Here is a 25,332-nt window from a genome sequence, read left to right on the forward strand (position 1 = left end):
CGTCAGTAACCCACAACTTTACGCAGAATATCGATATACACCGGCATCAGCGGATGACGCAGCAACGCCACCAGCGCGACCACGCCGATCCCGAGCGTCAACGGCGCCAGATACAGCAAACGGCTGCGTGGGAAATACGCCGTTAAGCGATCGACAGCCGCTTTGCCACTGCGCCACAGGCGCCAGCACAACCAGCCGCCCACCCATAGCAGCAGCGCCGTCGCCAGCAGCAACCATTTGAAATCCCCGCTCTGCATATCAGAAGGAATATCAATTGCCGCCCCCGCCAGGATCCCCGGCAGGAAGTAGAACGGTGGCCACAGCACGCAGCCGATAATATTCGGGACGATAAATTTAGCGACAGGCAGATCCAGCATGCCTGCTACCATCGGCACCAGCGGACGCGTCGGTCCGACAAAACGCCCCACCAGAATAGTAAACATGCTGTGCTGATGCAGGGCGTGCTCGGTTTTATCCAGCAACGCCTTGTTCTTTTTCATGAACGACCAACGGTGCAATGGTTTTTTAAAGCGCCATCCCAGCCAGAAGGAGATCCAGTCCCCTAACAGACAGCCGACGATGCCCGCAAGCCAGGCATGCCAGAAGTTCAGTTCGCCGCTGCCAATCAGCGCGCCCAGTCCCGCCATCATCACGGTCCCGGGCAGAATCAAGCCAACCAGCGCCAGCGACTCCAAAAAAGCCACCAGAAGTACGGCGATCAGAGAGTACAGGGCGGACTGGAGAATAAAGTGTTCCAGCAATGCTTGCATAATGTGTCCGTCAAATTTACGAAGCAGGGATTTTGATAACCCCTCTCAACTTCGTCAAGCCATCAATTGTCTGAATAGATTGCGAGTTATGACAACTTTCAGGATACATCATTCACTTTTTATTCACATCCAGCGCGAAACTCGCTCGGACTGGCACCGGTACATTTTTTGAAAACACGAGAGAAATAGAGCTGATCGTCAAAGCCAACATTGCGACCTACGGTGGCAATGGGCATACGTGTGGTACTCAGTAATAGCTTCGCCTGGCTGATGCGCTGATCTTCGCGCCAGCTTAATACGCTGATGCCCAACTGCTGACGGAACAGATGCGACAAACGGGAAGGCGACAGGCAGACATGCTGCGCGACGCTGGCGATATCAAAATTGCTGTCCGCCAGGTGATCGCTGATGTACTGGCAGGCATCGCGGACGCGGTTGTCCATGGGCGGGTGTAGCGATTCATTGATGGCTTCCATACGCCGGAGCAACAACTGCTCCAGTAAATTAATCGCCAGCAGTTCGGAATAACGACCTTCTCCCTGCCCGGCGTTAATTATCTGCCCAAACAGCTCGTTAAAATGCGGCTGATGCGTTTCATCCGGGCGGAAAAAGCCGGTCTGGCCAAAAATGGCCGGCCAGGTCAGCCACTCCTGCCAGTAGGCGCGCGGGCGAAAGTAAACCCACTGGTGATACCACTCGCTGGCATCAGGATGGCGCCCGTAGTGGTGAATTTCACCAGGCGGAAACAACAGAATATCGCCAGGCCGGCAGACAAACTGCTTGCCCTGATTATTGATAACCCCTTCGCCGCGGATGGTGAGATTAAGGATATAACCCTTCATACCCAGCGGCCTGTCGATAAAAAAATCCAGGTATCCATTCGCCTCAATGGGGGTTAATCCGGCCACCAAATGTGCGTTAAACGAATAACCTGGCAACAGGGGATCGTTTTGCGTTTCAGCCATAATTTCAATACTCCCTATATCCTGCCAAGAAACAATTTGTCCATATTACGCCAGACATCATCGCTGTCGCCCCTGCGGGCCGCTGTATTTGCGGTAATGGACCACCAATCCCGCTTGTGAAAAGCTCTTTGTAAAAAACATGTGCTACGCCAACGTCAAAATCGGCTAACAAAAGTGTCTATAACTACGGCAGAAATGTCCACATTGATTATTTGCACAGCGTCACACTTTGTGATGCCACAGCATTTTAGTCCATAAGATTAGCGGATCCTGCCTGACGGTTTTTATCGCTACTCACTACTGTTTATCCATACCCGTATTTTTGGATGGAGTAAGACGATGGCGATTGCAATTGGCCTCGATTTTGGTAGTGATTCAGTACGCGCTTTGGCGGTGGAATGTGCCACCGGCGAAGAGATCGCCACCAGCGTTGAGTGGTACCCACGTTGGCAGGAAGGGCAGTATTGCGATGGCCCAAACAACCAGTTTCGCCATCATCCGCGCGACTACATTGAATCCATGGAAGCTGCGCTGAAAACCGTACTGGCCGAACTGAGCGCTGAGCAGCGCGCGGAAGTGGTCGGTATTGGCGTTGACAGTACCGGCTCAACCCCGGCACCCATCGATGCAGACGGTAATGTACTGGCGCTGCGTCCGGAGTTCGCGGAAAACCCGAATGCGATGTTTGTCCTGTGGAAAGATCACACCTCAGTAGAAGAAGCCGAAGAAATCACCCGCCTGTGCCATACACAGGGCAAGATCGATTATTCCCGCTATATCGGCGGCATTTATTCCAGCGAATGGTTCTGGGCCAAAATCCTGCATGTCACTCGTCAGGACCATGCGGTAGCCGAGGCTGCGGTTTCGTGGATTGAGCTATGCGACTGGGTTCCGGCCCTGCTCTCCAACACCGTACGCCCACAGGATATTCGTCGCGGTCGCTGCAGCGCCGGGCATAAATCTCTGTGGCATGAAAGCTGGGGTGGTCTGCCGCCAGCCAGTTTCTTTGACGAACTCGACCCCATCCTCAACCGCCATCTGCAATACCCAATGTTTACCGATACCTTCACCGCGGATCTGCCGGTTGGCACCCTGTGCACCGAGTGGGCACAGCGCCTGGGACTACCGGAAAGTGTGGTGATTGCAGGCGGTGCTTTTGACTGCCATATGGGCGCGGTCGGCGCAGGTGCACAGCCTAACACGCTGGTGAAAGTCATCGGCACGTCAACCTGCGACATTCTGATTGCCGACAAGCAAAGCGTTGGCGAGCGTGCGGTGAAAGGCATTTGCGGCCAGGTTGATGGCAGCGTGGTGCCTAATTTTATTGGCCTCGAAGCTGGTCAGTCTGCATTCGGCGATATCTATGCCTGGTTTAGCCGCGTGCTGAGCTGGCCGCTGGAACAGCTTGCCGCACAGCATCCGGAACTGCAGACCCAGATTAAAGCCAGTCAAAAACAGCTGCTGCCTGCACTCACCGAAGCATGGGCGAAAAATCCATCACTGGAGCATCTGCCGGTGGTGCTCGACTGGTTCAACGGTCGCCGTACGCCCAACGCCAACCAGCGTCTGAAAGGCGTAATTACCGATTTGAATCTGGCAACCGACGCACCAGCGCTGTTCGGTGGTCTGATTGCCGCCACCGCCTTTGGCGCGCGCGCCATCATGGAATGCTTCACCGAACAAGGCATTGCGGTTAACAACGTGATGGCGCTTGGCGGTATCGCGCGCAAGAACCCGGTCATCATGCAGGCCTGCTGTGACGTGCTGAACCGTCCGCTACAGATTGTCGCTTCAGACCAGTGCTGTGCACTCGGTGCGGCTATCTTCGCCGCCGTTGCCGCGAAAGTACACGCTGATATCCCTGCCGCTCAGCAGCAGATGGCAAGCGCCGTGGAAAACACGCTGCAACCTCGCCCAGAGCAGGCTCAACGTTTTGAACATCTTTATCGCCGCTATCAACAGTGGGCAGTAAGCGCTGAACAACAATACCTTCCGACTGCCGCTCCGGCGCAACAAGCCCCGGTAGATCTGGCAACCCTGACACATTAAGGACACGACAATGACGATTTTTGATAACTATGAAGTGTGGTTTGTGATTGGTAGCCAGCATCTGTATGGCCCTGAAACCCTGCGTCAGGTAACCCAACATGCCGAGCACGTCGTTAACGCACTGAATACTGAAGCTAAACTGCCCTGCAAACTGGTGTTAAAACCGCTGGGTACTTCACCTGACGAGATTACGGCTATTTGTCGTGACGCTAACTACGACGATCGCTGTGCAGGGATGGTGGTCTGGCTGCATACCTTCTCCCCGGCCAAAATGTGGATTAACGGTCTGACTATCCTCAACAAACCGCTGATGCAGTTCCACACCCAGTTCAACGCCGCCCTGCCGTGGGATAGCATTGATATGGACTTTATGAACCTGAACCAGACTGCGCACGGCGGCCGTGAGTTCGGCTTCATCGGCGCACGTATGCGTCAGCAACATGCCGTGGTCACCGGTCACTGGCAGGATAAACAAGCGCATGAACGCATTGGCTCCTGGATGCGCCAGGCCGTGTCCAAACAGGATACCCGCCACCTGAAAGTCTGCCGTTTTGGCGACAACATGCGTGAAGTTGCGGTCACCGATGGCGATAAAGTCGCTGCGCAGATCAAGTTCGGCTTCTCGGTAAATACCTGGGCCGTGGGCGATCTGGTGCAGGTAGTGAACGCAATTAGCGACGGCGAAATCAACGCGCTAATCGATGAGTACGAAAGCACCTACACCATGACGGCGGCGACGCAAGTCCACGGTGAAAAACGTCAGAACGTTCTGGAAGCGGCCCGTATTGAACTGGGGATGAAACGCTTCCTGGAACAGGGCGGATTCCACGCCTTCACCACCACATTTGAAGATTTACACGGCCTGAAACAGCTCCCGGGTCTGGCCGTACAGCGTCTGATGCAGCAAGGCTACGGCTTTGCGGGCGAAGGCGACTGGAAAACCGCCGCTCTGCTTCGCATCATGAAGGTGATGTCAACCGGTCTGCAGGGCGGCACCTCATTTATGGAGGATTACACCTACCACTTCGAGAAAGGCAACGATCTGGTGCTCGGCTCGCACATGCTGGAAGTGTGCCCGTCCATCGCGGTGGAAGAGAAACCGATCCTCGACGTACAGCATCTCGGCATTGGTGGTAAAGACGATCCTGCCCGTCTGATCTTCAACACCAAAACCGGTCCGGCAGTGGTTGCCAGCCTGATCGATCTCGGCGATCGCTATCGTCTGCTGGTTAACTGCATCGACACAGTGCAAACGCCGCACGACCTGCCGAAACTGCCGGTGGCTAACGCATTGTGGAAAGCCCAGCCAGATCTGCCAACCGCTTCTGAAGCCTGGATCCTCGCCGGTGGCGCGCACCACACCGTGTTCAGCCATGCGCTGGATCTGAACGATATGCGCCAGTTTGCTGAAATGCACGATATCGAGATCGCGGTGATCGATAACGATACCCGCCTGCCGGCCTTTAAGGACGCGCTGCGCTGGAACGAAGTGTATTACGGCTTCAAACGTTAACAACTGCCGGATGACGGCGTAAACACCTTATTCGGCCTACAAGAATGTGCGATTTGTAGGCCGGATAAGCGTAGCGCCATCCGGCAAGATTCATCGGAGAGCATCATGTTAGAAGATCTCAAACGTCAGGTACTGGAAGCCAATCTGGCGTTGCCTAAGCACAATCTGGTCACCCTGACCTGGGGGAACGTCAGCGCCGTCGATCGCGAGCGCGGCGTGTTTGTGATTAAACCTTCGGGGGTCGATTACAGCGTAATGACCGCCGACGATATGGTGGTAGTCAGTATCGCCACGGGTGAAGTAGTAGAAGGCCAGAAGAAGCCCTCTTCCGATACCCCAACGCACCGTCTGCTGTATCAGGCATTCCCGACCATTGGCGGCATTGTTCACACCCATTCGCGCCATGCGACCATCTGGGCGCAGGCCGGTCAGTCGATTCCGGCCACGGGGACCACCCATGCGGACTATTTCTACGGTTCGATTCCCTGCACACGGAAAATGACCGACGAAGAAATTAACGGCGAATATGAATGGGAAACCGGCAATGTAATCGTTGAAACCTTTGAGAAACAGGGTATTGACGCCGCGCAGATGCCTGGCGTGCTGGTGCACTCTCACGGTCCGTTTGCCTGGGGAAAAAATGCCGAAGACGCGGTGCATAACGCCATCGTGCTGGAAGAAGTCGCCTATATGGGGATCTTCTGTCGCCAGCTCGCGCCGCAATTACCGGATATGCAAAAAACCCTGCTGGATAAACACTACCTGCGTAAACACGGTGCTAAAGCGTATTACGGGCAGTAACCTCTTCTGAGCATGACAACTGTATAAAATCACAGCTAATTTATCAGAACCAGGCTATAATAATGCCTGGTTTTTTGATGGATACGCAGCGTGGCGCAAGCAGGTTTTATTTTAACCCGGCACTGGCGGGACACCCCACAGGGAACTGAGGTCTCATTCTGGCTGGCTACAGACAATGGGCCGCTGCAGGTCATGCTCGCGCCTCAGGAGTCGGTCGCGTTTATTCCCACCAGTCAGGTTCCTCGCGTAACGTCATTATTACGCACTGAAAACGGCTATCGCCTGACACCGCTGCAGTTGCAAGACTTCCACCGCCAGCCCGTTTCCGGCCTGTATTGCCGCTCACATCGCCAGCTCATGCGGCTGGAAAAACTGCTGCGCGAAAACGCAGTCACCGTCTATGAGGCCGACGTACGTCCACCTGAGCGGTATCTGATGGAGCGCTTTATCACCTCCCCTGTTTGGGTCGAAGGCGACAAGCGTGATGGCATGCTAATTAATGCTCGCCTGAAGCCGAACCCTGACTATCGACCACCGCTAAAATGGGTATCGCTGGATATCGAGACCACGCGCCACGGCGAACTTTACTGCATCGGTCTTGAAGGTTGTGGGCAGCGTATTGTCTATATGCTCGGCCCGGCAAACGGCGACGCCTCTACGCTTGATTTTGAACTTGAGTACGTTGCAAGCCGTCCGCAGTTGCTGGAAAAGCTCAATGACTGGATTGCCCGTCACGATCCTGATGTGATAATCGGCTGGAACGTCGTGCAATTCGATTTACGCGTCCTGCAAAAGCACGCCGAACGTTACCGCATTCCCCTGCGTTTTGGTCGTGATAGTAGCGAGCTGGAGTGGCGTGAGCATGGCTTCAAAAACGGCGTATTCTTCGCGCAGGCTAAGGGTCGCCTGATTATCGACGGCATCGAGGCACTCAAATCCGCATTCTGGAATTTCTCGTCCTTTTCACTGGAAACGGTGTCGCAGGAACTGCTGGGCGAAGGGAAGTCGATTGATAATCCGTGGGACAGAATGGACGAAATTGACCGTCGATTTGCCCAGGATAAGCCCGCACTTGCCACCTACAATCTCAAAGACTGCGAGTTGGTCACGCGTATTTTTCATAAAACCGAGATCATGCCATTTCTGCTGGAACGATCGACGGTCAACGGTCTGCCGGTCGATCGGCACGGTGGTTCAGTTGCCGCCTTCGGACATCTCTACCTGCCACGAATGCACCGGGCGGGTTATGTGGCGCCGAATCTGGGGGAAGTCCCCGCGCACGCCAGTCCCGGCGGCTACGTGATGGACTCGCGCCCAGGCTTATACGACTCCGTACTGGTGCTGGATTACAAAAGCCTGTACCCCTCAATAATTCGTACTTTTTTGATCGATCCGGTGGGGCTTATCGAAGGAATGGCGCAGCCGGATCCGGAACACAGCACCGAAGGGTTCCTTGATGCCTGGTTTTCACGCGAAAAGCACTGCCTGCCGGAAATCGTTACTCAGATCTGGCACGGGCGCGAAGAAGCAAAACGCCGCGGCAATAAGCCACTTTCGCAGGCGTTGAAAATCATCATGAACGCATTTTACGGCGTGCTGGGCACCACCGCCTGTCGCTTTTTCGACCCGAGACTGGCCTCATCCATTACCATGCGCGGCCATGCGATCATGCGCCAGACCAAAGCGTTAATTGAGGCTCAGGGTTACGATGTCATTTATGGCGATACCGATTCCACCTTCGTCTGGCTTAAAAAGGCGCACTCAGAAGACGATGCAGCCCGAATTGGTCGGGAGCTGGTGAGCTATGTCAACACCTGGTGGGCGCAATCGCTGAAGCAGCAAAATCTGACCAGCGCGCTGGAGCTGGAATTTGAAACCCATTTTTGTCGCTTTCTAATGCCGACCATTCGCGGTGCAGATACCGGCAGTAAAAAACGCTATGCGGGGATGATTCAGGACGGTGCTGAGCAACGAATGGTGTTTAAGGGACTGGAAACGGTACGAACCGACTGGACGCCGCTGGCCCAACAGTTTCAGCAGGAGCTATACCTGCGAATTTTTCGTAACGAACCTTATCAGGAGTTTGTTCGCGAGACTATTGACCGTCTGATGGCCGGTGAAATGGATGAACAACTGGTGTACCGCAAGCGCCTGCGCCGCCCGTTAAGCGAATACCAGCGAAATGTTCCACCACACGTTCGTGCCGCGCGACTCGCCGATGAGCAGAATGTAAAACTGGGGCGTCCACCGCAGTATCAGAATCGCGGAACCATAAAATATGTCTGGACGGTCAATGGCCCTGAACCTGTTGATTATCAGCTATCTGTGCTCGATTACGAGCATTATCTGACCCGCCAGATCCAACCCGTTGCCGAGGGAATTCTTCCCTTTATTGACGATAATTTTGCTACACTACTCACAGGACAACTGGGGTTATTTTGACGCGTGACGAAACCGCCGCCATCCAGTACCATAGCGCCCTTTCCATTCCTGGACCCATTTAACACCACTACCACTGATTTATTAGCCTGGTAGCGGGGTCGTATGCTCTCAATAACGGGGACTAGCCCGGAAAATGACGAGTATTGCCTGCAATTAAAGATATAGAGCCGAACATATATGCCTTTTACACTTGGTCAACGCTGGATCAGCGATACAGAAAGCGAATTGGGACTTGGTACTGTTGTCGCCATGGATGCGCGAACCGTCACTTTACTTTTCTCATCGACGGGCGAAAACCGTCTGTATGCGCGCAGTGATTCCCCCGTGACCCGCGTGATGTTCAATCCTGGCGATACGATAACAAGCCATGAAGGCTGGCAACTGCATGTCGATGAAGTAAAAGAAGAAAACGGTCTGCTTGCCTATATCGGAACCCGCCTGGATACCGAAGAAACCGGTGTCACGCTGCGTGAAGTACTGCTCGACAGCAAACTGGTATTCAGTAAACCACAAGATCGCCTGTTTGCCGGCCAGATTGACCGCATGGATCGCTTTGCTCTGCGCTATCGCGCACGCAAATTTCAGAGCGAACAATACCGTATGCCGTGGAGTGGTTTGCGTGGTCAACGTACCAGCCTGATTCCTCACCAGCTTAACATTGCTCATGATGTTGGCCGCCGTCATGCCCCTCGCGTTTTACTGGCAGACGAAGTGGGTTTAGGTAAAACCATTGAAGCCGGGATGATCCTGCATCAACAGCTGTTGTCCGGCGCCGCAGAGCGCGTGCTGATCATCGTCCCGGAGACATTACAGCACCAGTGGCTGGTCGAAATGCTGCGTCGTTTCAACCTGCGTTTTGCGCTGTTTGATGATGAGCGTTATGCAGAAGCGCAGCACGACGCCTACAACCCGTTTGAAACCGAACAACTGGTCATCTGCTCGCTGGACTTTGCGCGTCGCAATAAACAGCGTCTGGAGCACCTGTGTGACGCCGAGTGGGATCTGCTGATTGTCGATGAAGCACATCACCTGGTATGGAGCGAAGACGCGCCCAGCCGCGAATATATGGCCATTGAACAACTGGCAGAACGTGTGCCGGGCATCCTGCTGCTAACCGCGACACCTGAGCAGCTGGGCATGGAAAGTCACTTTGCGCGCCTGCGCCTGCTGGACCCGAGCCGTTTCCACGATTTCGCCCAATTTGTTGAAGAGCAAAAAAATTATCGTCCGGTCGCCGACGCCATCGCTATGTTACTGGCAGGCAACAAGCTGAGTAACAATGAGCTGAACATGTTAGGCGACATGATTGGTGAGCAGGACATTGAGCCGCTATTGCAGGCGGCAAACAGCGACAGTGAAGACGCCCAGAGCGCGCGTCAGGAGCTGGTTTCGATGCTGATGGACCGCCACGGCACCAGCCGCGTGCTGTTCCGTAACACCCGTAATGGCGTGAAAGGCTTCCCGAAACGCGAACTGCATACCATCAAGTTGCCGCTGCCGACCCAATACCAGACGGCGATCAAAGTCTCCGGCATCATGGGCGCGCGTAAAAGTGCAGAGGACCGGGCGCGCGACATGCTCTACCCGGAACAGATTTATCAGGAGTTCGAAGGCGACACCGGCACCTGGTGGAACTTTGACCCGCGCGTGGAATGGCTGATGGGCTACCTGACCAGCCACCGCTCGCAAAAAGTATTAGTTATCTGCGCGAAAGCCACCACCGCACTTCAACTGGAGCAGGTTCTGCGCGAGCGTGAAGGTATTCGTGCCGCCGTATTCCATGAAGGGATGTCGATCATTGAACGTGACCGCGCCGCGGCCTGGTTTAGCGAAGAAGATAGCGGCGCCCAGGTAATGCTGTGTTCTGAAATCGGCTCCGAAGGGCGTAACTTCCAGTTCGCCAGCAATCTGGTGATGTTTGACCTGCCGTTCAACCCGGATCTGCTGGAACAGCGTATTGGGCGTCTGGACCGTATTGGTCAGGCGCATGATATTCAGATTCACGTTCCGTACCTGGAAAAAACCGCGCAATCCGTGCTGGTGCGCTGGTACCACGAAGGTCTGGATGCGTTCGAACACACCTGCCCGACAGGCCGTACCATCTATGACACGGTCTATAACAATCTGATCGGCTACCTGGCTGAACCAGAAAATACCGAGGGCTTTGACGATCTGATCAAAACTTGTCGCGAACAGCATGACGCGCTGAAAGCCCAACTGGAACAAGGTCGCGATCGCCTGCTAGAGATCCACTCTAACGGCGGTGAAAAAGCTCAGCGGCTTGCTGAAAGTATTGAAGAACAGGACGATGATACTAGCCTGATCGCCTTCGCCATGAATCTGTTTGATATCGTTGGTATTAATCAGGATGACCGTGGCGACAATTTGATCGTGCTGACGCCGTCCGATCATATGCTGGTGCCGGATTTCCCTGGGCTGCCGGAAGATGGCTGCACCATTACGTTCGAGCGCGATGTCGCCCTGTCACGTGAAGACGCACAGTTTATTACCTGGGAGCATCCGCTGATCCGCAATGGTCTGGATCTGATCCTCTCCGGCGACACCGGAAGCAGCACTATTTCGTTGTTGAAAAACAAAGCATTACCTGTTGGTACGCTGCTGGTTGAGCTGGTCTATGTCGTTGAAGCGCAAGCGCCGAAACAGCTGCAGTTGAACCGCTTCCTGCCGCCAACGCCGGTACGCATGCTGCTGGATAAAAACGGCAATAACCTTGCCGCACAGGTTGAGTTCGAAACCTTTAACCGTCAGCTCAGCGCCGTTAACCGCCACACCGGCAGCAAACTGGTCAACGCCGTGCAGCAGGATGTTCATGCCATTCTGCAACTCGGTGAAGCGCAGGTGGAAAAATCAGCCCGCGCGCTGATCGATGCGGCGCGTAAAGAAGCTGACGAGAAGCTGACGGCAGAACTTTCCCGTCTCGAAGCGCTGCGCGCCGTTAATCCGAACATCCGTGATGACGAACTTAGCGCAATCGAAAGCAACCGTCAGCAGGTGATGGAAAGCCTGGATCAGGCGGGCTGGCGTCTGGACGCCCTGCGCCTGATCGTCGTGACGCATCAGTAACGGAGCCATACATGGGGATGGAAAACTACAATCCGCCGCAGGAACCCTGGCTGGTCATCCTGTATCAGGATGAGCACATTATGGTGGTCAACAAGCCGAGCGGCTTGTTGTCTGTGCCGGGTCGTCTGGATGAGCACAAAGACAGCGTGATGACGCGTATTCAGCGTGATTATCCGCAGGCTGAATCCGTGCATCGTCTGGATATGGCAACCAGCGGCGTGATTGTAGTCGCGCTCACCAAAGCGGCAGAGCGCGAGCTAAAACGCCAGTTTCGCGAGCGCGAACCGAAAAAACAGTATGTTGCACGCGTCTGGGGACATCCCGCTCCGGCCGAGGGTCTGGTTGATTTACCGCTGATTTGCGACTGGCCGAACAGGCCAAAGCAAAAAGTGTGTTATGAGACCGGGAAATCGGCGCAGACAGAGTATGAAGTCGTGGAGTTCGCGGCGGATAACACCGCCCGGGTAGTGCTCAAACCCATTACCGGACGCTCCCACCAGTTGCGTGTGCATATGCTGGCTTTAGGGCATCCAATCCTGGGCGACCGTTTCTATGCTCCGCCAGAAGCTCTGGCGTTAGCGCCGCGCCTGTTGCTGCATGCAGAGATGTTAACCATCACGCATCCCGAATACGGCAACAGTATGACGTTTAAAGTCCCGGCGGATTTTTAAACGCAGAGCCAATTGATGCCGGGGGCGCTTCGCTTGCCCGGCCTACATTCATTAACGTAGGCCGGATAAGGCGCAAGCCGCATCCGGCAATTCACCTTACTTAAAGCCTTTCTGTTCTTTGATTAGCTCATATGCCTTTTGAATTTCCTGCGCTTTTTGCTTCGCCATTTCCATCATCTCTGGCGGCAGGCCTTTCGCAACCAGTTTGTCCGGATGGTGCTCGCTCATCAGCTTACGGTAAGCGCGCTTTATGGTGGTCGCATCATCGGTCGTTTTCACACCCAGCACATTGCAGGCGTCTTCCAGCGTCGGGCCGCGTTGCGCCTGTTGCCAGCCACCTCCGCCAGACTGCTGCTGATAGCCGCCGCCAAACTGCGCGCCGCCCTGCATCATGCGCAGGAACTGATCAAATTGGGTGCGTGAGATCCCCAACTCTTCAGCAATCACATACAGCACTTCACGTTCGTTAGGATGCAACGACCCATCGGCAAATGCCGCCTGGATCTGAATCTCCAGAAACATGCGGATCAGATCGAATCGACCAAAACAGACGCTGCGAAACTGACGCATCTTTTCACGTAATGGGTAATTATCCGATTTTCCTACCCGGAAGGCGTGTTGTGCAGCCGTTCGCGAGTCACCGTGCAAATTCATCCGATCCATCAACTGGCTGGCGATATGAATATCGGCTTCCGTGACGCGACCTTTGGATTTGGTCAAATGTCCCATCACCTCAAAAGTGGTGGCAAAAAACAGCGCCTGGCGTTCACGTTGGTTGGCAAACCACGCCATTTTGCGCATGCGGGCTTTGTCGAACATGTGGCCAACTAACAGCCCCAGAACCACACCCCAGAAGCCGCCGCCCATCATTAAGGCCACGGCTACACCAATTATCTTTCCCCAATACTGCATAGACTCCCCAAATCTTTATGCTCTCAGCCAGGCTATGTCCCACAATATAAGGTGCTTTTACCGATTTACGGCTGCGGTCAATTGTGGGACATCGCCTATAATTTGCATTATCATACCTGTCATTCAATGCCGTGCCTAACACCACAAACGCTATACACGTTGGATTTCGAGTTGCAGCAAGGCGGCAACGTAGTGAGTCCCCGGAGCTTACCCATGTAAGTGACTGGGGTGAACGAGGAAGACAACGAAGATGCAGCTTGAAAGGTGGCGGGTATAAAATGGGCAGGATTAATACTAGCGAAGTGAAGATGAGATAAGTTAGGCTGTGACCGTTTGTCACGCGCGACGCTACTGATGATGGAACAATAAATACAACGTATGAAAAAACGTATTCCCACTCTTCTGGCCACCATGATTGCCAGCGCCCTCTATAGCCATCAGGGCCTGGCAGCCGATCTCGCCTCACAGTGTATGCTGGGCGTGCCGAGCTATGACCGTCCTCTGGTACAGGGCGAGACTAATGAGTTACCCGTCACCATCAATGCCGACAACGCAAAAGGGAATTATCCCGATGACGCGGTGTTTACCGGCAACGTGGACATCGCACAGGGTAACAGCCGCCTGCAGGCCGACGAGGTGCAGCTTCATCAGAAGCAGGCTGAAGGCCAGCCGGAGCCAGTACGTACCGTCGATGCGCTGGGCAATGTCCACTATGACGACAATCAGGTTATTCTGAAGGGACCGAAGGGCTGGTCTAATCTGAATACCAAAGATACCAACATCTGGGAAGGTGATTACCAGATGGTGGGCCGTCAGGGGCGTGGGAAAGCCGACCTGATGAAACAGCGTGGGGAAAACCGTTATACCATTCTGGAAAACGGTAGCTTTACCTCCTGTCTGCCAGGTTCCGATACCTGGAGCGTTGTCGGTAGCGAAGTCATTCATGACCGTGAAGAACAGGTCGCAGAGATCTGGAACGCCCGTTTTAAACTGGGTCCGGTTCCGGTCTTTTACAGTCCTTATTTACAGTTGCCCGTCGGCGATAAGCGCCGTTCCGGTTTCCTGATCCCGAACGCAAAATATTCCACCAATAACTATTTTGAGTTCTACCTCCCGTATTACTGGAACATTGCGCCCAATATGGACGCCACCATCACGCCGCATTATATGCACCGTCGTGGCGGTATCATGTGGGAAAACGAATTCCGCTACCTCACCCAGGCGGGTGTGGGCTTGATGGAGTTCGACTATCTGAATTCCGATAAAGTATACGAGGACGAACATCCGAAGGATGACAATTCACGTCGCTGGCTGTTCTACTGGCAGCACTCTGGCGTGATGGACCAGGTGTGGCGTTTCAACGTCGACTACACCAAGGTCAGCGACACCAGCTACTTTAACGATTTCGATAACAAATACGGTTCCAGTACCGACGGCTACGCCACGCAGAAATTCAGCGTCGGCTACGCGGTACAAAACTTTGACGCTACGGTATCGACCAAGCAGTTCCAGGTCTTCGACGCACAAAACAGTAACAGTTACTCTGCGCAGCCGCAGTTGGACGTCAACTATTACCAGAATGACGTCGGTCCGTTTGATACCCGTATTTATGGCCAGGCGGTCCATTTCGTGAACACCAATGACAACATGCCGGAAGCCACGCGTGTTCACCTGGAACCAACGATCAATCTGCCGTTGTCGAATAACTGGGGGAGTATCAATACCGAAGCGAAGCTGATGGCGACGCACTACCAGCAGACCAATCTGGATTGGTACAACAACAACCCGAGTAACGTTAACAAGCTCGACGAGTCAGCCAACCGCGTAATGCCGCAGTTTAAAGTTGACGGCAAAATGGTATTCGAGCGTGACATGCAAATGCTGGCGCCAGGTTATACCCAGACGTTAGAGCCGCGCGCGCAGTACCTGTATGTACCGTATCGCGACCAAAGTCATATCTATAACTATGACTCATCCCTACTACAGTCTGACTACAGCGGCCTGTTCCGTGACCGTACCTATGGCGGCCTGGACCGTATCGCTTCCGCCAATCAGGTGACGACTGGGGTCACATCTCGCGTTTATGATGACGCAGCCGTTGAACGTTTTAATATTTCTGTGGGTCAAATCTACTATTTCACCGAGTCTCGCACCGGCGATGACAACATCAAATGGGAGAATGACGACAAAACGGGCTCACTGGTATGGGCGGGCGACACCTACTGGCGCATCTCCGACCGCTGGGGTTTACGCAGCGGGATCCAGTACGACACGCGTCTGGACAGCGTTGCAACCAGCAGCAGCAGTATTGAATACCGTCGCGATGAAAACCGTATGCTGCAGTTGAATTACCGTTACGCCAGTTCGGAGTATATTCAGGCTACTTTGCCGTCTTACTACTCTACGGCAGATCAATATAAAAACGGGATTTCGCAGGTGGGCGCGGTGGCAAGCTTCCCGATCGCCGATCGCTGGTCGATTGTTGGTGCTTATTACTTCGATACCAACGTGAACAAAGAAGCGGATTCAATGCTGGGCCTACAGTACAACTCCTGCTGTTACGCCATTCGTTTCGGCTACGAACGTAAGCTGAACGGTTGGGATGACAAAATGCAGCACGCGATTTATGACAACACGATCGGCTTTAATATCGAACTCCGCGGCCTGAGCTCTAACTACGGTCTCGGCACGACTCAAATGTTGCGTTCGAACATTTTGCCGTATCAAAGCGCTTTATGATCTGATTGATTTACAACGTAATCCGCATTGCGGTTAATTAATAATGGAAAAAGTATGAAGAACTGGAAAACGCTGCTTCTCGGTATCGCCATGATCGCGAATACCAGTTTCGCTGCCCCACAGGTAGTCGATAAAGTCGCAGCCGTCGTCAATAACGGCGTCGTTCTGGAAAGCGACGTCGATGGCTTAATGCAGTCAGTAAAACTTAATGCGGGTCAGGCTGGTCAGCAGTTGCCGGACGACGCCACGCTGCGTCATCAGATCCTGGAACGTTTGATCATGGATCAAATCCTCCTGCAAATGGGTCAGAAGATGGGTGTTAAAATCTCTGACGAGCAGTTGGATCAGGCTATTGCCAACATCGCCAAGCAGAACAACATGACGCTGGATCAGATGCGCAGCCGTCTGGCACAGGATGGCTTAAGCTATTCAACCTATCGTAGCCAGATCCGCAAAGAGATGACCATCTCTGAAGTTCGTAATAACGAAGTTCGCCGTCGCGTCACTATCCTGCCTCAGGAAGTGGATGCCCTTGCGCAACAGGTAGGCAACCAAAACGATGCCAGCACCGAGCTAAACCTGAGCCACATTCTGATCCCATTACCGGAAAACCCAACTTCCGACCAGGTTAACGCGGCTGAAAGCCAGGCGCGCTCTGTTGTTGATGAAGCGCGTAACGGTAGTGATTTCGGCAAACTGGCTATTACTTATTCCGCTGACCAGCAGGCGCTGAAAGGCGGCCAGATGGGTTGGGGGCGTATTCAGGAGCTGCCGGGTATCTTTGCCCAGGCGTTAAGCACTGCGAAAAAAGGCGATATCATTGGCCCAATTCGTTCCGGTGTCGGCTTCCACATCCTGAAAGTTAACGATATGCGTGGCCAAAGCCAGAGCATCTCCGTGACTGAAGTTCACGCCCGCCACATTCTGCTCAAGCCGTCGCCGATCATGACCGATCAGCAAGCGCGTCTGAAGCTGGAACAAATCGCGGCAGATATTAAGAGCGGTAAAACTACCTTCGCGGCAGCCGCTAAAGAGTTTTCTCAGGATCCAGGCTCTGCCAACCAGGGCGGCGATCTGGGTTGGGCTGCAGCGGATATTTTCGACCCAGCTTTCCGCGATGCGCTGACCAAACTTAACAAAGGGCAGATGAGCGCCCCGGTGCACTCCTCTTTCGGTTGGCATCTGATCGAACTGCTGGACACGCGTAACGTTGATAAAACTGACGCAGCGCAGAAAGACAGAGCTTACCGTATGCTGATGAACCGTAAATTCTCGGAAGAAGCAGCAACCTGGATGCAGGAACAGCGCGCCAGCGCTTACGTTAAAGTTCTAAGCAACTAATGGCTTGTACTCAACGCGTTGTTATCACTCCCGGCGAACCCGCCGGGATTGGCCCGGACCTGGTGGTTCAGCTCGCCCAGCGCGATTGGCCTGTAGAACTCGTTGTCTGCGCGGATGCAGCACTCCTCAGTGACCGGGCAGTAATGCTCGGTTTACCGCTTTCACTCCTCCCCTACTCTCCAGATACCCCAGCCAGACCGCAATCAGCAGGCACATTGACGCTATTACCGATTGCACTGCGGGCACCTGTTGTCGCGGGTCAGTTGGCGGTAGAAAACGGACAATATGTGGTGGATACGCTGGCTCGCGCTTGCGATGGTTGTCTGCAAGGTGAGTTTGCGGCGCTGATCACCGGTCCGGTTCACAAGGGCGTAATCAATGACGCAGGCGTTCCGTTTACCGGGCATACTGAGTTTTTTGAAGAGCGTTCACAGGCAAAGAAAGTTGTTATGATGCTGGCGACCGAAGAGCTGCGCGTTGCCCTGGCAACCACGCATTTGCCGCTCAGAGCCGTTGCCGACGCCATTACGCCCGCCCTGCTTCAGGAAGTGATCTGCATTTTGCATCATGATTTACGCACCAAGTTCGGCATTGCCGATCCGCATATTCTGGTGTGCGGTCTTAACCCGCATGCTGGTGAAGGCGGTCATATGGGAACGGAAGAGATAGACACCCTCATTCCGGTGCTCGATGAACTGCGTGCGCAGGGGATGAAATTAAACGGTCCGCTGCCCGCAGATACGCTGTTTCAGCCCAAATATCTCGACCACGCGGATGCCGTGCTGGCAATGTACCACGATCAGGGTCTCCCCGTGCTAAAATACCAGGGATTTGGTCGCGGTGTGAATATCACGCTAGGCCTGCCCTTTATTCGCACATCCGTCGATCACGGTACCGCACTTGAACTCGCGGGTCGTGGACAAGCAGATGTCGGCAGTTTTATTACGGCGCTTAATCTCGCCATCAAAATGATTGTTAATACCAATGAATAATCGAGTCCATCAGGGCCATTTAGCCCGTAAACGTTTCGGGCAGAACTTCCTCAACGATCAGTTTGTGATCGAAAGTATTGTCTCTGCTATCAACCCGCAGAAAGCTCAGGCTATGGTCGAAATCGGCCCAGGCCTGGCGGCATTGACCGAACCAGTAGGCGAACGTCTGGACAAGCTCACGGTCATTGAGCTCGACCGCGATCTGGCAGCACGCCTACAGACACACCCGTTTTTAGGGCCTAAGCTGACGATTTATCAGCAAGATGCCATGACCATGAACTTCGGCGAACTGGCACAAACGATGGGGCAGCCGCTGCGTGTATTCGGTAACCTGCCGTATAACATCTCCACGCCGCTCATGTTCCATCTTTTTTCCTATACTGATGCCATTGCCGACATGCATTTCATGTTGCAAAAAGAGGTGGTCAATCGTCTGGTTGCAGGGCCAAACAGTAAAGCGTATGGTCGATTAAGCGTCATGGCGCAGTATTACTGCAATGTGATCCCGGTACTTGAAGTACCGCCTTCTGCATTTACGCCTGCGCCTAAAGTTGATTCAGCCGTTGTGCGTCTGGTCCCTCATACGACGATGCCGTACCCGGTTAAAGATGTTCGTGTGCTGAGCCGTATTACCACCGAAGCGTTTAATCAGCGCCGTAAAACGGTACGTAACAGTCTCGGCAACCTGTTTAGCGTTGAAGTACTGACAGAGCTGGGCATTGATCCGGCGATGCGAGCGGAAAATATCTCTGTCGCGCAATACTGCCGGATGGCTAACTATCTGTCAGAAAACGCGCCATCGAAGGAGAGTTAAACATGATCAATTCGCCCCGAGTGTGCATTCAGGTACAAAGCGTCTACATTGAGGCGCAATCCTCACCTGATGATGAACGTTACGTTTTTGCTTACACCGTAACTATCCGCAATTTGGGGCGAGCGCCTGTGCAGCTGTTGGGGCGTTATTGGTTGATCACTAATGGTCATGGCCGCGAAACCGAAGTTCAGGGTGAAGGCGTGGTTGGCGTCCAGCCCCACATCGAACCCGGCGAAGAGTACCAGTACACCAGCGGTGCGGTGATTGAAACGCCGCTGGGCACCATGCAGGGTCATTACGAAATGATCGATGAACAAGGCATCGCCTTTACCATCGACATTCCCGTATTCCGACTCGCCGTTCCAACACTCATTCATTAAAACAATAACTATGGCGACATACCTTATTGGCGACGTTCACGGCTGTTACGATGAACTGGTAGCCTTGCTGCATCAGGTAGACTTTAATTCCGAAAAAGACATCCTATGGCTCACCGGCGATCTGGTCGCTCGTGGACCGGGCTCGCTGGACGTTTTGCGCTACGTGAAATCACTGGGCGACAGCGTGCGGTTAGTATTGGGTAATCACGATTTACACCTGCTGGCCGTATTCGCCGGTATCAGTCGTAATAAACCTAAAGACAGGGTCACATCGCTGCTCGAAGCACCGGATGCCGACGAATTACTTAACTGGCTCCGCCGTCAACCGCTATTGCAGGTAGATGAAGAGAAGAAGCTGGTGATGGCGCATGCCGGTATCACTCCACAATGGGACCTTCAGACGGCAAAAGACTGTGCTCGCGATGTTGAAGCCGTGCTGTCGAGCGACTCGTATCCCTTCTTCCTTGATGCGATGTACGGCGACATGCCCAATAACTGGACCCCGGAACTCACGGGGCTGGCGCGCCTGCGTTTTATTACCAACGCTTTTACTCGCATGCGTTACTGCTTCCCCAACGGTCAGTTGGATATGTACAGCAAAGAGTCACCAGAAGAGGCACCTGCCCCGCTGAAGCCGTGGTTTGCCATTCCTGGACCTGTCAGTGAAGCGTACAGCATTGCATTCGGGCACTGGGCATCGCTGGAGGGTAAAGGCACACCAGAAGGTATTTACGCGCTGGATACGGGGTGTTGCTGGGGAGGCGATCTCACCTGTCTGCGCTGGGAAGACAAACAGTACTTTGTGCAGCCATCAAATCGCCATCTGAAGCTGGATCCTGGCGAAGCGGTCAACGCCTGATAGTCGTCTGCCGGATGCGGTGCTCGCACCTTATCCGGCCTACGAATATGCCATCAGGCATCCAAATTAACGACGCTCCAGAACCTCGAAGCAGTAGCTGTGAGAGTTTTGCGCGTCGGCATCGTGGAATTCACTGAACACCGATTCCCAGTCATCCGGCTCGTAGTCCGGGAAATGCGTATCCCCTTCCACTTCAGCGTCAATATGCGTCAGATACAGTTTCTGCGCTTTTGGCAGGAACTGCTCATACACACGCCCCCCGCCAATTACCATAATTTCAGGCTCATCGCCGCAGGCCGCAATTGCTTCATCCACAGACTTCACCCACTGCACGCGATCGTCGGTGCCAGGCTTACTGCTGATGACGATATTTTTACGCCCAGGTAACGGTCGCCCGATTGATTCCCAGGTGTGGCGTCCCATGACAACCGGCTTGTTTAAGGTATTACGTTTAAACCAGGCGAGATCGGCAGGGAGGTTCCACGGCATGGCGTTCTCCATACCGATGACGCGATCTACCGCTAACGCCGCAATCAGACTGATCATTGAATATTTCCCGGATACAAAAAAATTGTCGCCACTATACGGAAAGCGCAATCTTTCGTCGACTGGCGGAAAGAGGATGAACAGGAAAATTTTCCGTTCTGCTGGCGAACCGACCTATTTATGGTGGTACGCCAGCATTACAGTAGTTCAAAAACAGCCAATTAGCAGTAAAGTTTGCAGAACATCACATTTTTTACCCTATGCTGACGGTTTCACTTCCGGCTCATCGGCGACGTCGCCCGTATGCTTACCTTCATCCGTGCCTTGCCAGCCATGGCGTTGAATTAACGATAAGTGCTGACGATCTTCCGCAATAATTTCACTCAGCATTGCGCTGGTGCGTTTATAAACGGCCGCGCGGGAAGTCGCGTCATTTTCCCCTTTCACCATCTCCTCTACCATCATGGTATTGAATCGGCGGAATACGTCGGCCCGCTCACGCGCCTCATAGCGCCCAAGGCCGAGTCCCTCCAGCGCCAGACGTCCGGTCTTCAGTGCACCTTCAAAGGTTTCACGTTCCGGCATATCCACGCCCGCCTGGCGCAGGCGGATGTAATGATCCACGTCGCGCGCACGAGCAATAATTTGCAGATGCGGGAAATGCTCTTTCACCATTTCGGTTAACTGCAGGCTGGTTTGCGGATCGTCAATGGCATTAATAATGACTTCAGCTTTCGCCGCCCCGGCAGACTCCAGCAGATCCATCCGGGTCGCGTCGCCATAGAAAACCTTCATGCCGAATTTACGCAGCGTTTCGATATGGTCCGGGTCATGATCAAGAACCACCATTTTGACACCGCTGGACAACAACAGACGACCGGTTATCTGGCCAAATCGCCCAAATCCGGCGATGATCACCCGCGGTTGCTCCTCATCGATTTCATCGGCTTCCCGCTCTTCCTCAGTCGCCGACTTTTCCAAACGCGTCAAAATCACCAGCAAAATCGGCGTAGCCGCCATCGATAGCGCCACCGCCAGCGTCAGCGATTTCGCCCAGTCGGGATCGAGCACATTTGCCATTTGCGCCGCGCCAAACACCACAAAAGCAAACTCACTGCCCTGCCCTAATAATACGGCAAACCAGCGGCGCTGCTTGTTCGGCACCTGCAACGGTTTCGCTATCAACCACAGCATGACGGTTTTAATAACCAGGAAACCGACCAGCAAAATGATAATGCGCAAGGGATTATCAATCAGCGTACCAAAGTCGATAGACATCCCCACACCGATGAAAAACAGCCCCAGCAGCAGTCCTTTAAACGGCTCAATGTCGCTTTCCAGCGCATGCCGATACTCAGAGCTTGCCAGCAGCACCCCGGCCAGGAATGCCCCCATTGCCATCGACAATCCAACCTCTTCCAACAGCAGACCGAAGCCAAACACGAGGAACAGCGCAACGGCACTAAATACTTCCCGCAGGCCCGAACGTGCGACAAAACGCAAGGCCGGACGTGTGACATAACGCCCCAACACCACCACCAATACCAGTGCGCCCGCTACCTTAAGGGCAGACAATGCAAACGCCCCAAGCGTTGTCGATGCACCGCTCGCTGCCAGTAACGGAATCATCGCCACCAATGGAATAGCGGCGATATCCTGGAACAGCAGTACGGCAAACGCGCTGCGGCCCATTTGTGAAACCATCAGGTTGCGTTCATTCATCGCCTGCATAGCGATAGCCGTAGAGGAAAGCGCCAGCGTCATGCCGATCAGTTCCGCTACCTGCCAGCGCAGGCCGAGGAACATACAGAACACACCAATCAGGCCCCCGCATACCACCATCTGTAGCGCGCCGCCGCCGAACACCGAGGCTCGAAGTTTCCACAAACGTTGCGGATCCAGCTCCAGACCGATAACAAACAGCATCAGCACCACGCCGATCTCCGCAAAATGCAGGATGGATTCGGCATCCGTCACCAGCCTCAGGCCCCATGGACCGATAATGCACCCGGCGATGAGATACCCCAGTACCGACCCGAGCCCCAACCGTACGGCGATGGGGACAATCAGTGCCGCCGAACCGAGGTAAATCAGCGCCTGTATCAGCGTATGGCTATCCATGGTGTGCCTCCTGCCATTCCATCAGTCGCTGTTTGTAGTGACGCGCCTGCGCTTGCAGCGTTTCATCATCACAGATAAACGTACAGTGCATCGCAAACGGCGGCAGCCATTTGAGGCCGCAATAGAGCGCTGTTGCCTGTAAAGGCTGGGAAAGCACATCAAATCCGGGATGGGAGCCAATATCGAAGTGGTTTTCACCGCCGCCGGTCGTCACCGCCCACAGCAGATGTTTACCGTGCAGCGCAGTTCCACCGTGGCCGTACGCCCAACCGTGTGCAAGGACCTTGTCCATCCACAGCTTGAGTAATGGAGGTGTGCTGTACCACTGCATCGGATGCTGCCAGATGATCAAATCAGCGCGTGCCAGCGCATCCTGTTCAGCGGCAATATCGATATTGAAGTCGGGGTAGAGCTGGTAGAGCGAGCGGATCTCCACGCCCTCCAGCGTCCTTGCCTGTTCAAGCATCCGCTTATTCGCATGCGAGTGCTGCGGATAGGGATGCGCATAAATGATGAGGATCATGATTAGCCTGTTTCACTGCATTATTGTAATAACAGTGAGTTTAGTCACTTAATCCGCAGGCTAACAGTCAATATTATTGAGTGGCTGAATGGAGAAAACTGAACTAGTTATCCAGCTCACTCATATCCTTAACCTGATCGCGGTTAATCTGTTCCGTCTTACCCGTCTGGGCATTTTTGTACGATACCAGGCCAGTATCATCATCGACTTGCGGTTTGCCATCGGTGACAATCGTTTTACCATCGGTGGTTTTAACCGCCTGGTTTGAGGAACAACCGGCCACGGTAAATAGTGCTGCTGCGGTAAAAATTGAGGTGATCAGGATATGTTTTTGCATGGTGTTCTCCCTGCTTTTCAGTTGTTTTCAGTGATATACCTGTTAACTGTAGGCTAACTAACTGAGTTGCAGGGAAAATACAGAACACTCCTAATAGCCCGCCCGGGTCACGGGCTTACTACGAATCGTCATTTGACTGGTTTGCGCCAGCGTCAGACCTCGCGTTTCCGGGGCGAAAGCGATGGACACAAGCAGGCCAATCAGCGAAATTCCTGCGCCCATCAGCATGACATTGCTGATCCCGTATTTGGTGATGAATACCGGCAGCGCCCAGGTTGAAACAATGGTGCCGATGCGGCTTAAGGACATAATCACCCCAACGGCAGACGCGCGAATATCGGTAGGGAACAGTTCATTTGGGTACAGCCACTGCAGATTTCCCGGTCCTCCCGAGAAAAACGCGTACACGGCAAACGCCAGCACCACCAGCCACGCCCCCATATCAGGAATTAACCCCAGCACGGCCAGCGCCAGCGTCATCATTATAAAGCTGCCAATTAACAATGGCCGACGGCCCGCGCTATTGAGCCAGAACATGGGCGGAATGCACCCCAGCATAAAGCACAGGCTTATCACCACATTGCCCAACGCCGCGCTTTTCCCGGCACCAAGCCCCAACAGTCCAACAATCTGCGGACCAAAGGTATAAATGGCGAACATCGGGATCACCTGGCAGGTCCAGATAGCGGCGACAAACAGTACAAACGGGAAATGGCGGCGGTTAAACAGCTGTAGGAAGCGCGTCTCCTGCGGTGCCTCTTCGTCGAACACCACCGGTTCGCCGAACAGTTTGATCATCATCGCTTCACACTCTTTCACCCGACCTTTACGCAGCAGCCAGCGCGGCGATTCAGGAAGATCGAAGCGCCCAATCAGGATCAAAATACAGGGGATCACCGCGCTGCCCAGCATCCAGCGCCATCCGCCCTCAACATCATACAGCCAGTAACCGACCAGATCGGCACAGGTAGCGCCGACATACCACATCGCGGCGATAAAACCGATGGAGAAAGCGCGCTGGCGGGTATTGGAGAACTCGGTAATCATCGAGGTGGCAATCGGATAATCGGCACCAATCACAATGCCGATCAACACGCGCATCACCAACAGCTCAACGGGCGAGGAAACAAACATGGTTGCCGCCGATATCACACCAATGGCGATAATATCGATGATGAACATTTTGCGCCGCCCGACCTTATCGGAAATGTAGCCAAACAGCGACGTCCCCACAAACAGACCGGCGAGCGTGCCGGCACCCAGCAGACCAATCCACTGTGCGTCCAGTTTCAATGCTGGCGTGAGCTGTTCCAGCGCCACGCCAATCATCACCAGCACATAACCATCCAGAAATGGCCCACCGCTTCCCCACAGCATTATCCGGCGGTGAATAGAGGTAAATTTGATGTCATCAAAGTTCCTGGGCTGCTGCATAGCGACTTCCTGTTTCAACACGGGCAAAGCGTCATCTGTAAGCCGGATAAGGCGTTTACGCCGCCATCCGGCATTGGCGCCACATGATTGCCGGATGGC

20 protein-coding genes are annotated in these 25,332 nt (G+C 53.9%); 12 read left to right on the forward strand and 8 right to left on the reverse strand.

Annotated elements, in window-relative coordinates:
• Positions 1 to 2: 2 nt before the first annotated feature.
• Together OGY83_RS15730 and araC are read right to left on the reverse strand one after the other, a co-directional pair.
• Positions 3 to 770, reverse strand: a complete 768-nt coding sequence (locus OGY83_RS15730; RefSeq protein ID WP_038637157.1) for a DedA family protein — start codon at positions 768 to 770, stop codon at positions 3 to 5.
• Between the two features lie 119 nt (positions 771 to 889).
• On the reverse strand, positions 890 to 1,735 hold the full coding sequence (gene araC / locus OGY83_RS15735) for an arabinose operon transcriptional regulator AraC (RefSeq protein ID WP_079937102.1): 846 nt from the start codon (positions 1,733 to 1,735) through the stop codon (positions 890 to 892).
• Positions 1,736 to 2,074: 339 nt separating this feature from the next.
• Between araC and araB the strand changes: the two genes are divergently transcribed.
• From araB to rluA, 6 genes are all read left to right on the forward strand, one after another.
• Positions 2,075 to 3,784 carry a ribulokinase gene (gene araB / locus OGY83_RS15740; RefSeq protein WP_286636276.1) on the forward strand — a complete coding sequence of 570 codons (1,710 nt, stop codon included), beginning with the start codon at positions 2,075 to 2,077 and terminating at the stop codon, positions 3,782 to 3,784.
• Positions 3,785 to 3,794: 10 nt separating this feature from the next.
• The gene (araA, locus tag OGY83_RS15745) at positions 3,795 to 5,297 is read left to right on the forward strand and encodes an L-arabinose isomerase (RefSeq protein ID WP_123268692.1); all 1,503 of its coding nucleotides are present in this window, start codon (positions 3,795 to 3,797) and stop codon (positions 5,295 to 5,297) included.
• 105 nt (positions 5,298 to 5,402) lie between these two features.
• A complete protein-coding gene (araD, locus tag OGY83_RS15750) occupies positions 5,403 to 6,098 on the forward strand; it encodes an L-ribulose-5-phosphate 4-epimerase (RefSeq protein ID WP_123268691.1) in 696 nt (231 codons plus the stop codon).
• Between the two features lie 90 nt (positions 6,099 to 6,188).
• Complete coding sequence (polB, locus tag OGY83_RS15755) at positions 6,189 to 8,540, forward strand: DNA polymerase II (RefSeq protein WP_286636277.1); 2,352 nt, start codon at positions 6,189 to 6,191, stop codon at positions 8,538 to 8,540.
• Positions 8,541 to 8,717: 177 nt separating this feature from the next.
• Complete coding sequence (rapA, locus tag OGY83_RS15760; RefSeq protein ID WP_191213424.1) at positions 8,718 to 11,624, forward strand: RNA polymerase-associated protein RapA; 2,907 nt, start codon at positions 8,718 to 8,720, stop codon at positions 11,622 to 11,624.
• Positions 11,625 to 11,635: 11 nt separating this feature from the next.
• Positions 11,636 to 12,295, forward strand: a complete 660-nt coding sequence (gene rluA / locus OGY83_RS15765) for a bifunctional tRNA pseudouridine(32) synthase/23S rRNA pseudouridine(746) synthase RluA (protein ID WP_003018849.1) — start codon at positions 11,636 to 11,638, stop codon at positions 12,293 to 12,295.
• 96 nt (positions 12,296 to 12,391) lie between these two features.
• Here rluA and djlA read toward each other — a convergent pair whose 3' ends face one another.
• Complete coding sequence (djlA, locus tag OGY83_RS15770) at positions 12,392 to 13,207, reverse strand: co-chaperone DjlA (protein ID WP_003845702.1); 816 nt, start codon at positions 13,205 to 13,207, stop codon at positions 12,392 to 12,394.
• A gap of 378 nt (positions 13,208 to 13,585) precedes the next feature.
• Here djlA and lptD point away from each other — a divergent pair, with 378 nt between their 5' ends.
• From lptD to apaH, 6 genes are read left to right on the forward strand one after another with little or no spacing between them, the layout of a single operon-like run.
• On the forward strand, positions 13,586 to 15,946 hold the full coding sequence (lptD, locus tag OGY83_RS15775; RefSeq protein ID WP_286636279.1) for an LPS assembly protein LptD: 2,361 nt from the start codon (positions 13,586 to 13,588) through the stop codon (positions 15,944 to 15,946).
• Positions 15,947 to 16,000: 54 nt separating this feature from the next.
• A complete protein-coding gene (surA, locus tag OGY83_RS15780) occupies positions 16,001 to 17,287 on the forward strand; it encodes a peptidylprolyl isomerase SurA (RefSeq protein WP_003829603.1) in 1,287 nt (428 codons plus the stop codon).
• Positions 17,287 to 18,279 carry a 4-hydroxythreonine-4-phosphate dehydrogenase PdxA gene (gene pdxA / locus OGY83_RS15785; RefSeq protein ID WP_286636281.1) on the forward strand — a complete coding sequence of 331 codons (993 nt, stop codon included), beginning with the start codon at positions 17,287 to 17,289 and terminating at the stop codon, positions 18,277 to 18,279. The genes surA and pdxA overlap by 1 nt, the downstream gene beginning before the upstream one ends.
• On the forward strand, positions 18,272 to 19,093 hold the full coding sequence (gene rsmA / locus OGY83_RS15790) for a 16S rRNA (adenine(1518)-N(6)/adenine(1519)-N(6))-dimethyltransferase RsmA (RefSeq protein ID WP_286636282.1): 822 nt from the start codon (positions 18,272 to 18,274) through the stop codon (positions 19,091 to 19,093). Before pdxA ends, rsmA begins: the two co-directional genes overlap by 8 nt.
• 2 nt (positions 19,094 to 19,095) lie before the next feature.
• Positions 19,096 to 19,473, forward strand: a complete 378-nt coding sequence (gene apaG / locus OGY83_RS15795; protein WP_003018867.1) for a Co2+/Mg2+ efflux facilitator ApaG/CorD — start codon at positions 19,096 to 19,098, stop codon at positions 19,471 to 19,473.
• Between the two features lie 10 nt (positions 19,474 to 19,483).
• Entirely contained in the window at positions 19,484 to 20,332 is an 849-nt protein-coding gene (gene apaH, locus OGY83_RS15800) for a bis(5'-nucleosyl)-tetraphosphatase (symmetrical) ApaH (RefSeq protein WP_286636284.1), read from the forward strand.
• A gap of 66 nt (positions 20,333 to 20,398) precedes the next feature.
• On the opposite strand, the gene folA is transcribed toward apaH, so the two are convergent.
• The 5 genes from folA to OGY83_RS15825 form a co-directional block, all read right to left on the reverse strand.
• Positions 20,399 to 20,878: a type 3 dihydrofolate reductase gene (gene folA, locus OGY83_RS15805; protein WP_137383754.1), complete on the reverse strand. Its 480-nt coding sequence runs from the start codon at positions 20,876 to 20,878 to the stop codon at positions 20,399 to 20,401.
• 198 nt (positions 20,879 to 21,076) lie between these two features.
• A complete protein-coding gene (gene kefC / locus OGY83_RS15810) occupies positions 21,077 to 22,939 on the reverse strand; it encodes a glutathione-regulated potassium-efflux system protein KefC (protein ID WP_008786170.1) in 1,863 nt (620 codons plus the stop codon).
• A complete protein-coding gene (gene kefF / locus OGY83_RS15815) occupies positions 22,932 to 23,462 on the reverse strand; it encodes a glutathione-regulated potassium-efflux system oxidoreductase KefF (RefSeq protein ID WP_079937112.1) in 531 nt (176 codons plus the stop codon). The genes kefC and kefF overlap by 8 nt, the downstream gene beginning before the upstream one ends.
• Before the next feature lie 103 nt (positions 23,463 to 23,565).
• Positions 23,566 to 23,799, reverse strand: coding sequence for a YgdI/YgdR family lipoprotein (locus OGY83_RS15820; protein ID WP_003018880.1), 234 nt, complete (start codon positions 23,797 to 23,799; stop codon positions 23,566 to 23,568).
• Between the two features lie 90 nt (positions 23,800 to 23,889).
• Complete coding sequence (locus OGY83_RS15825) at positions 23,890 to 25,233, reverse strand: MFS transporter (protein ID WP_003845694.1); 1,344 nt, start codon at positions 25,231 to 25,233, stop codon at positions 23,890 to 23,892.
• Positions 25,234 to 25,332 lie beyond the last annotated feature (99 nt).

The organism is Citrobacter sp. Cpo090 (assembly GCF_030332665.1).
GTDB lineage: Bacteria > Pseudomonadota > Gammaproteobacteria > Enterobacterales > Enterobacteriaceae > Citrobacter > Citrobacter portucalensis.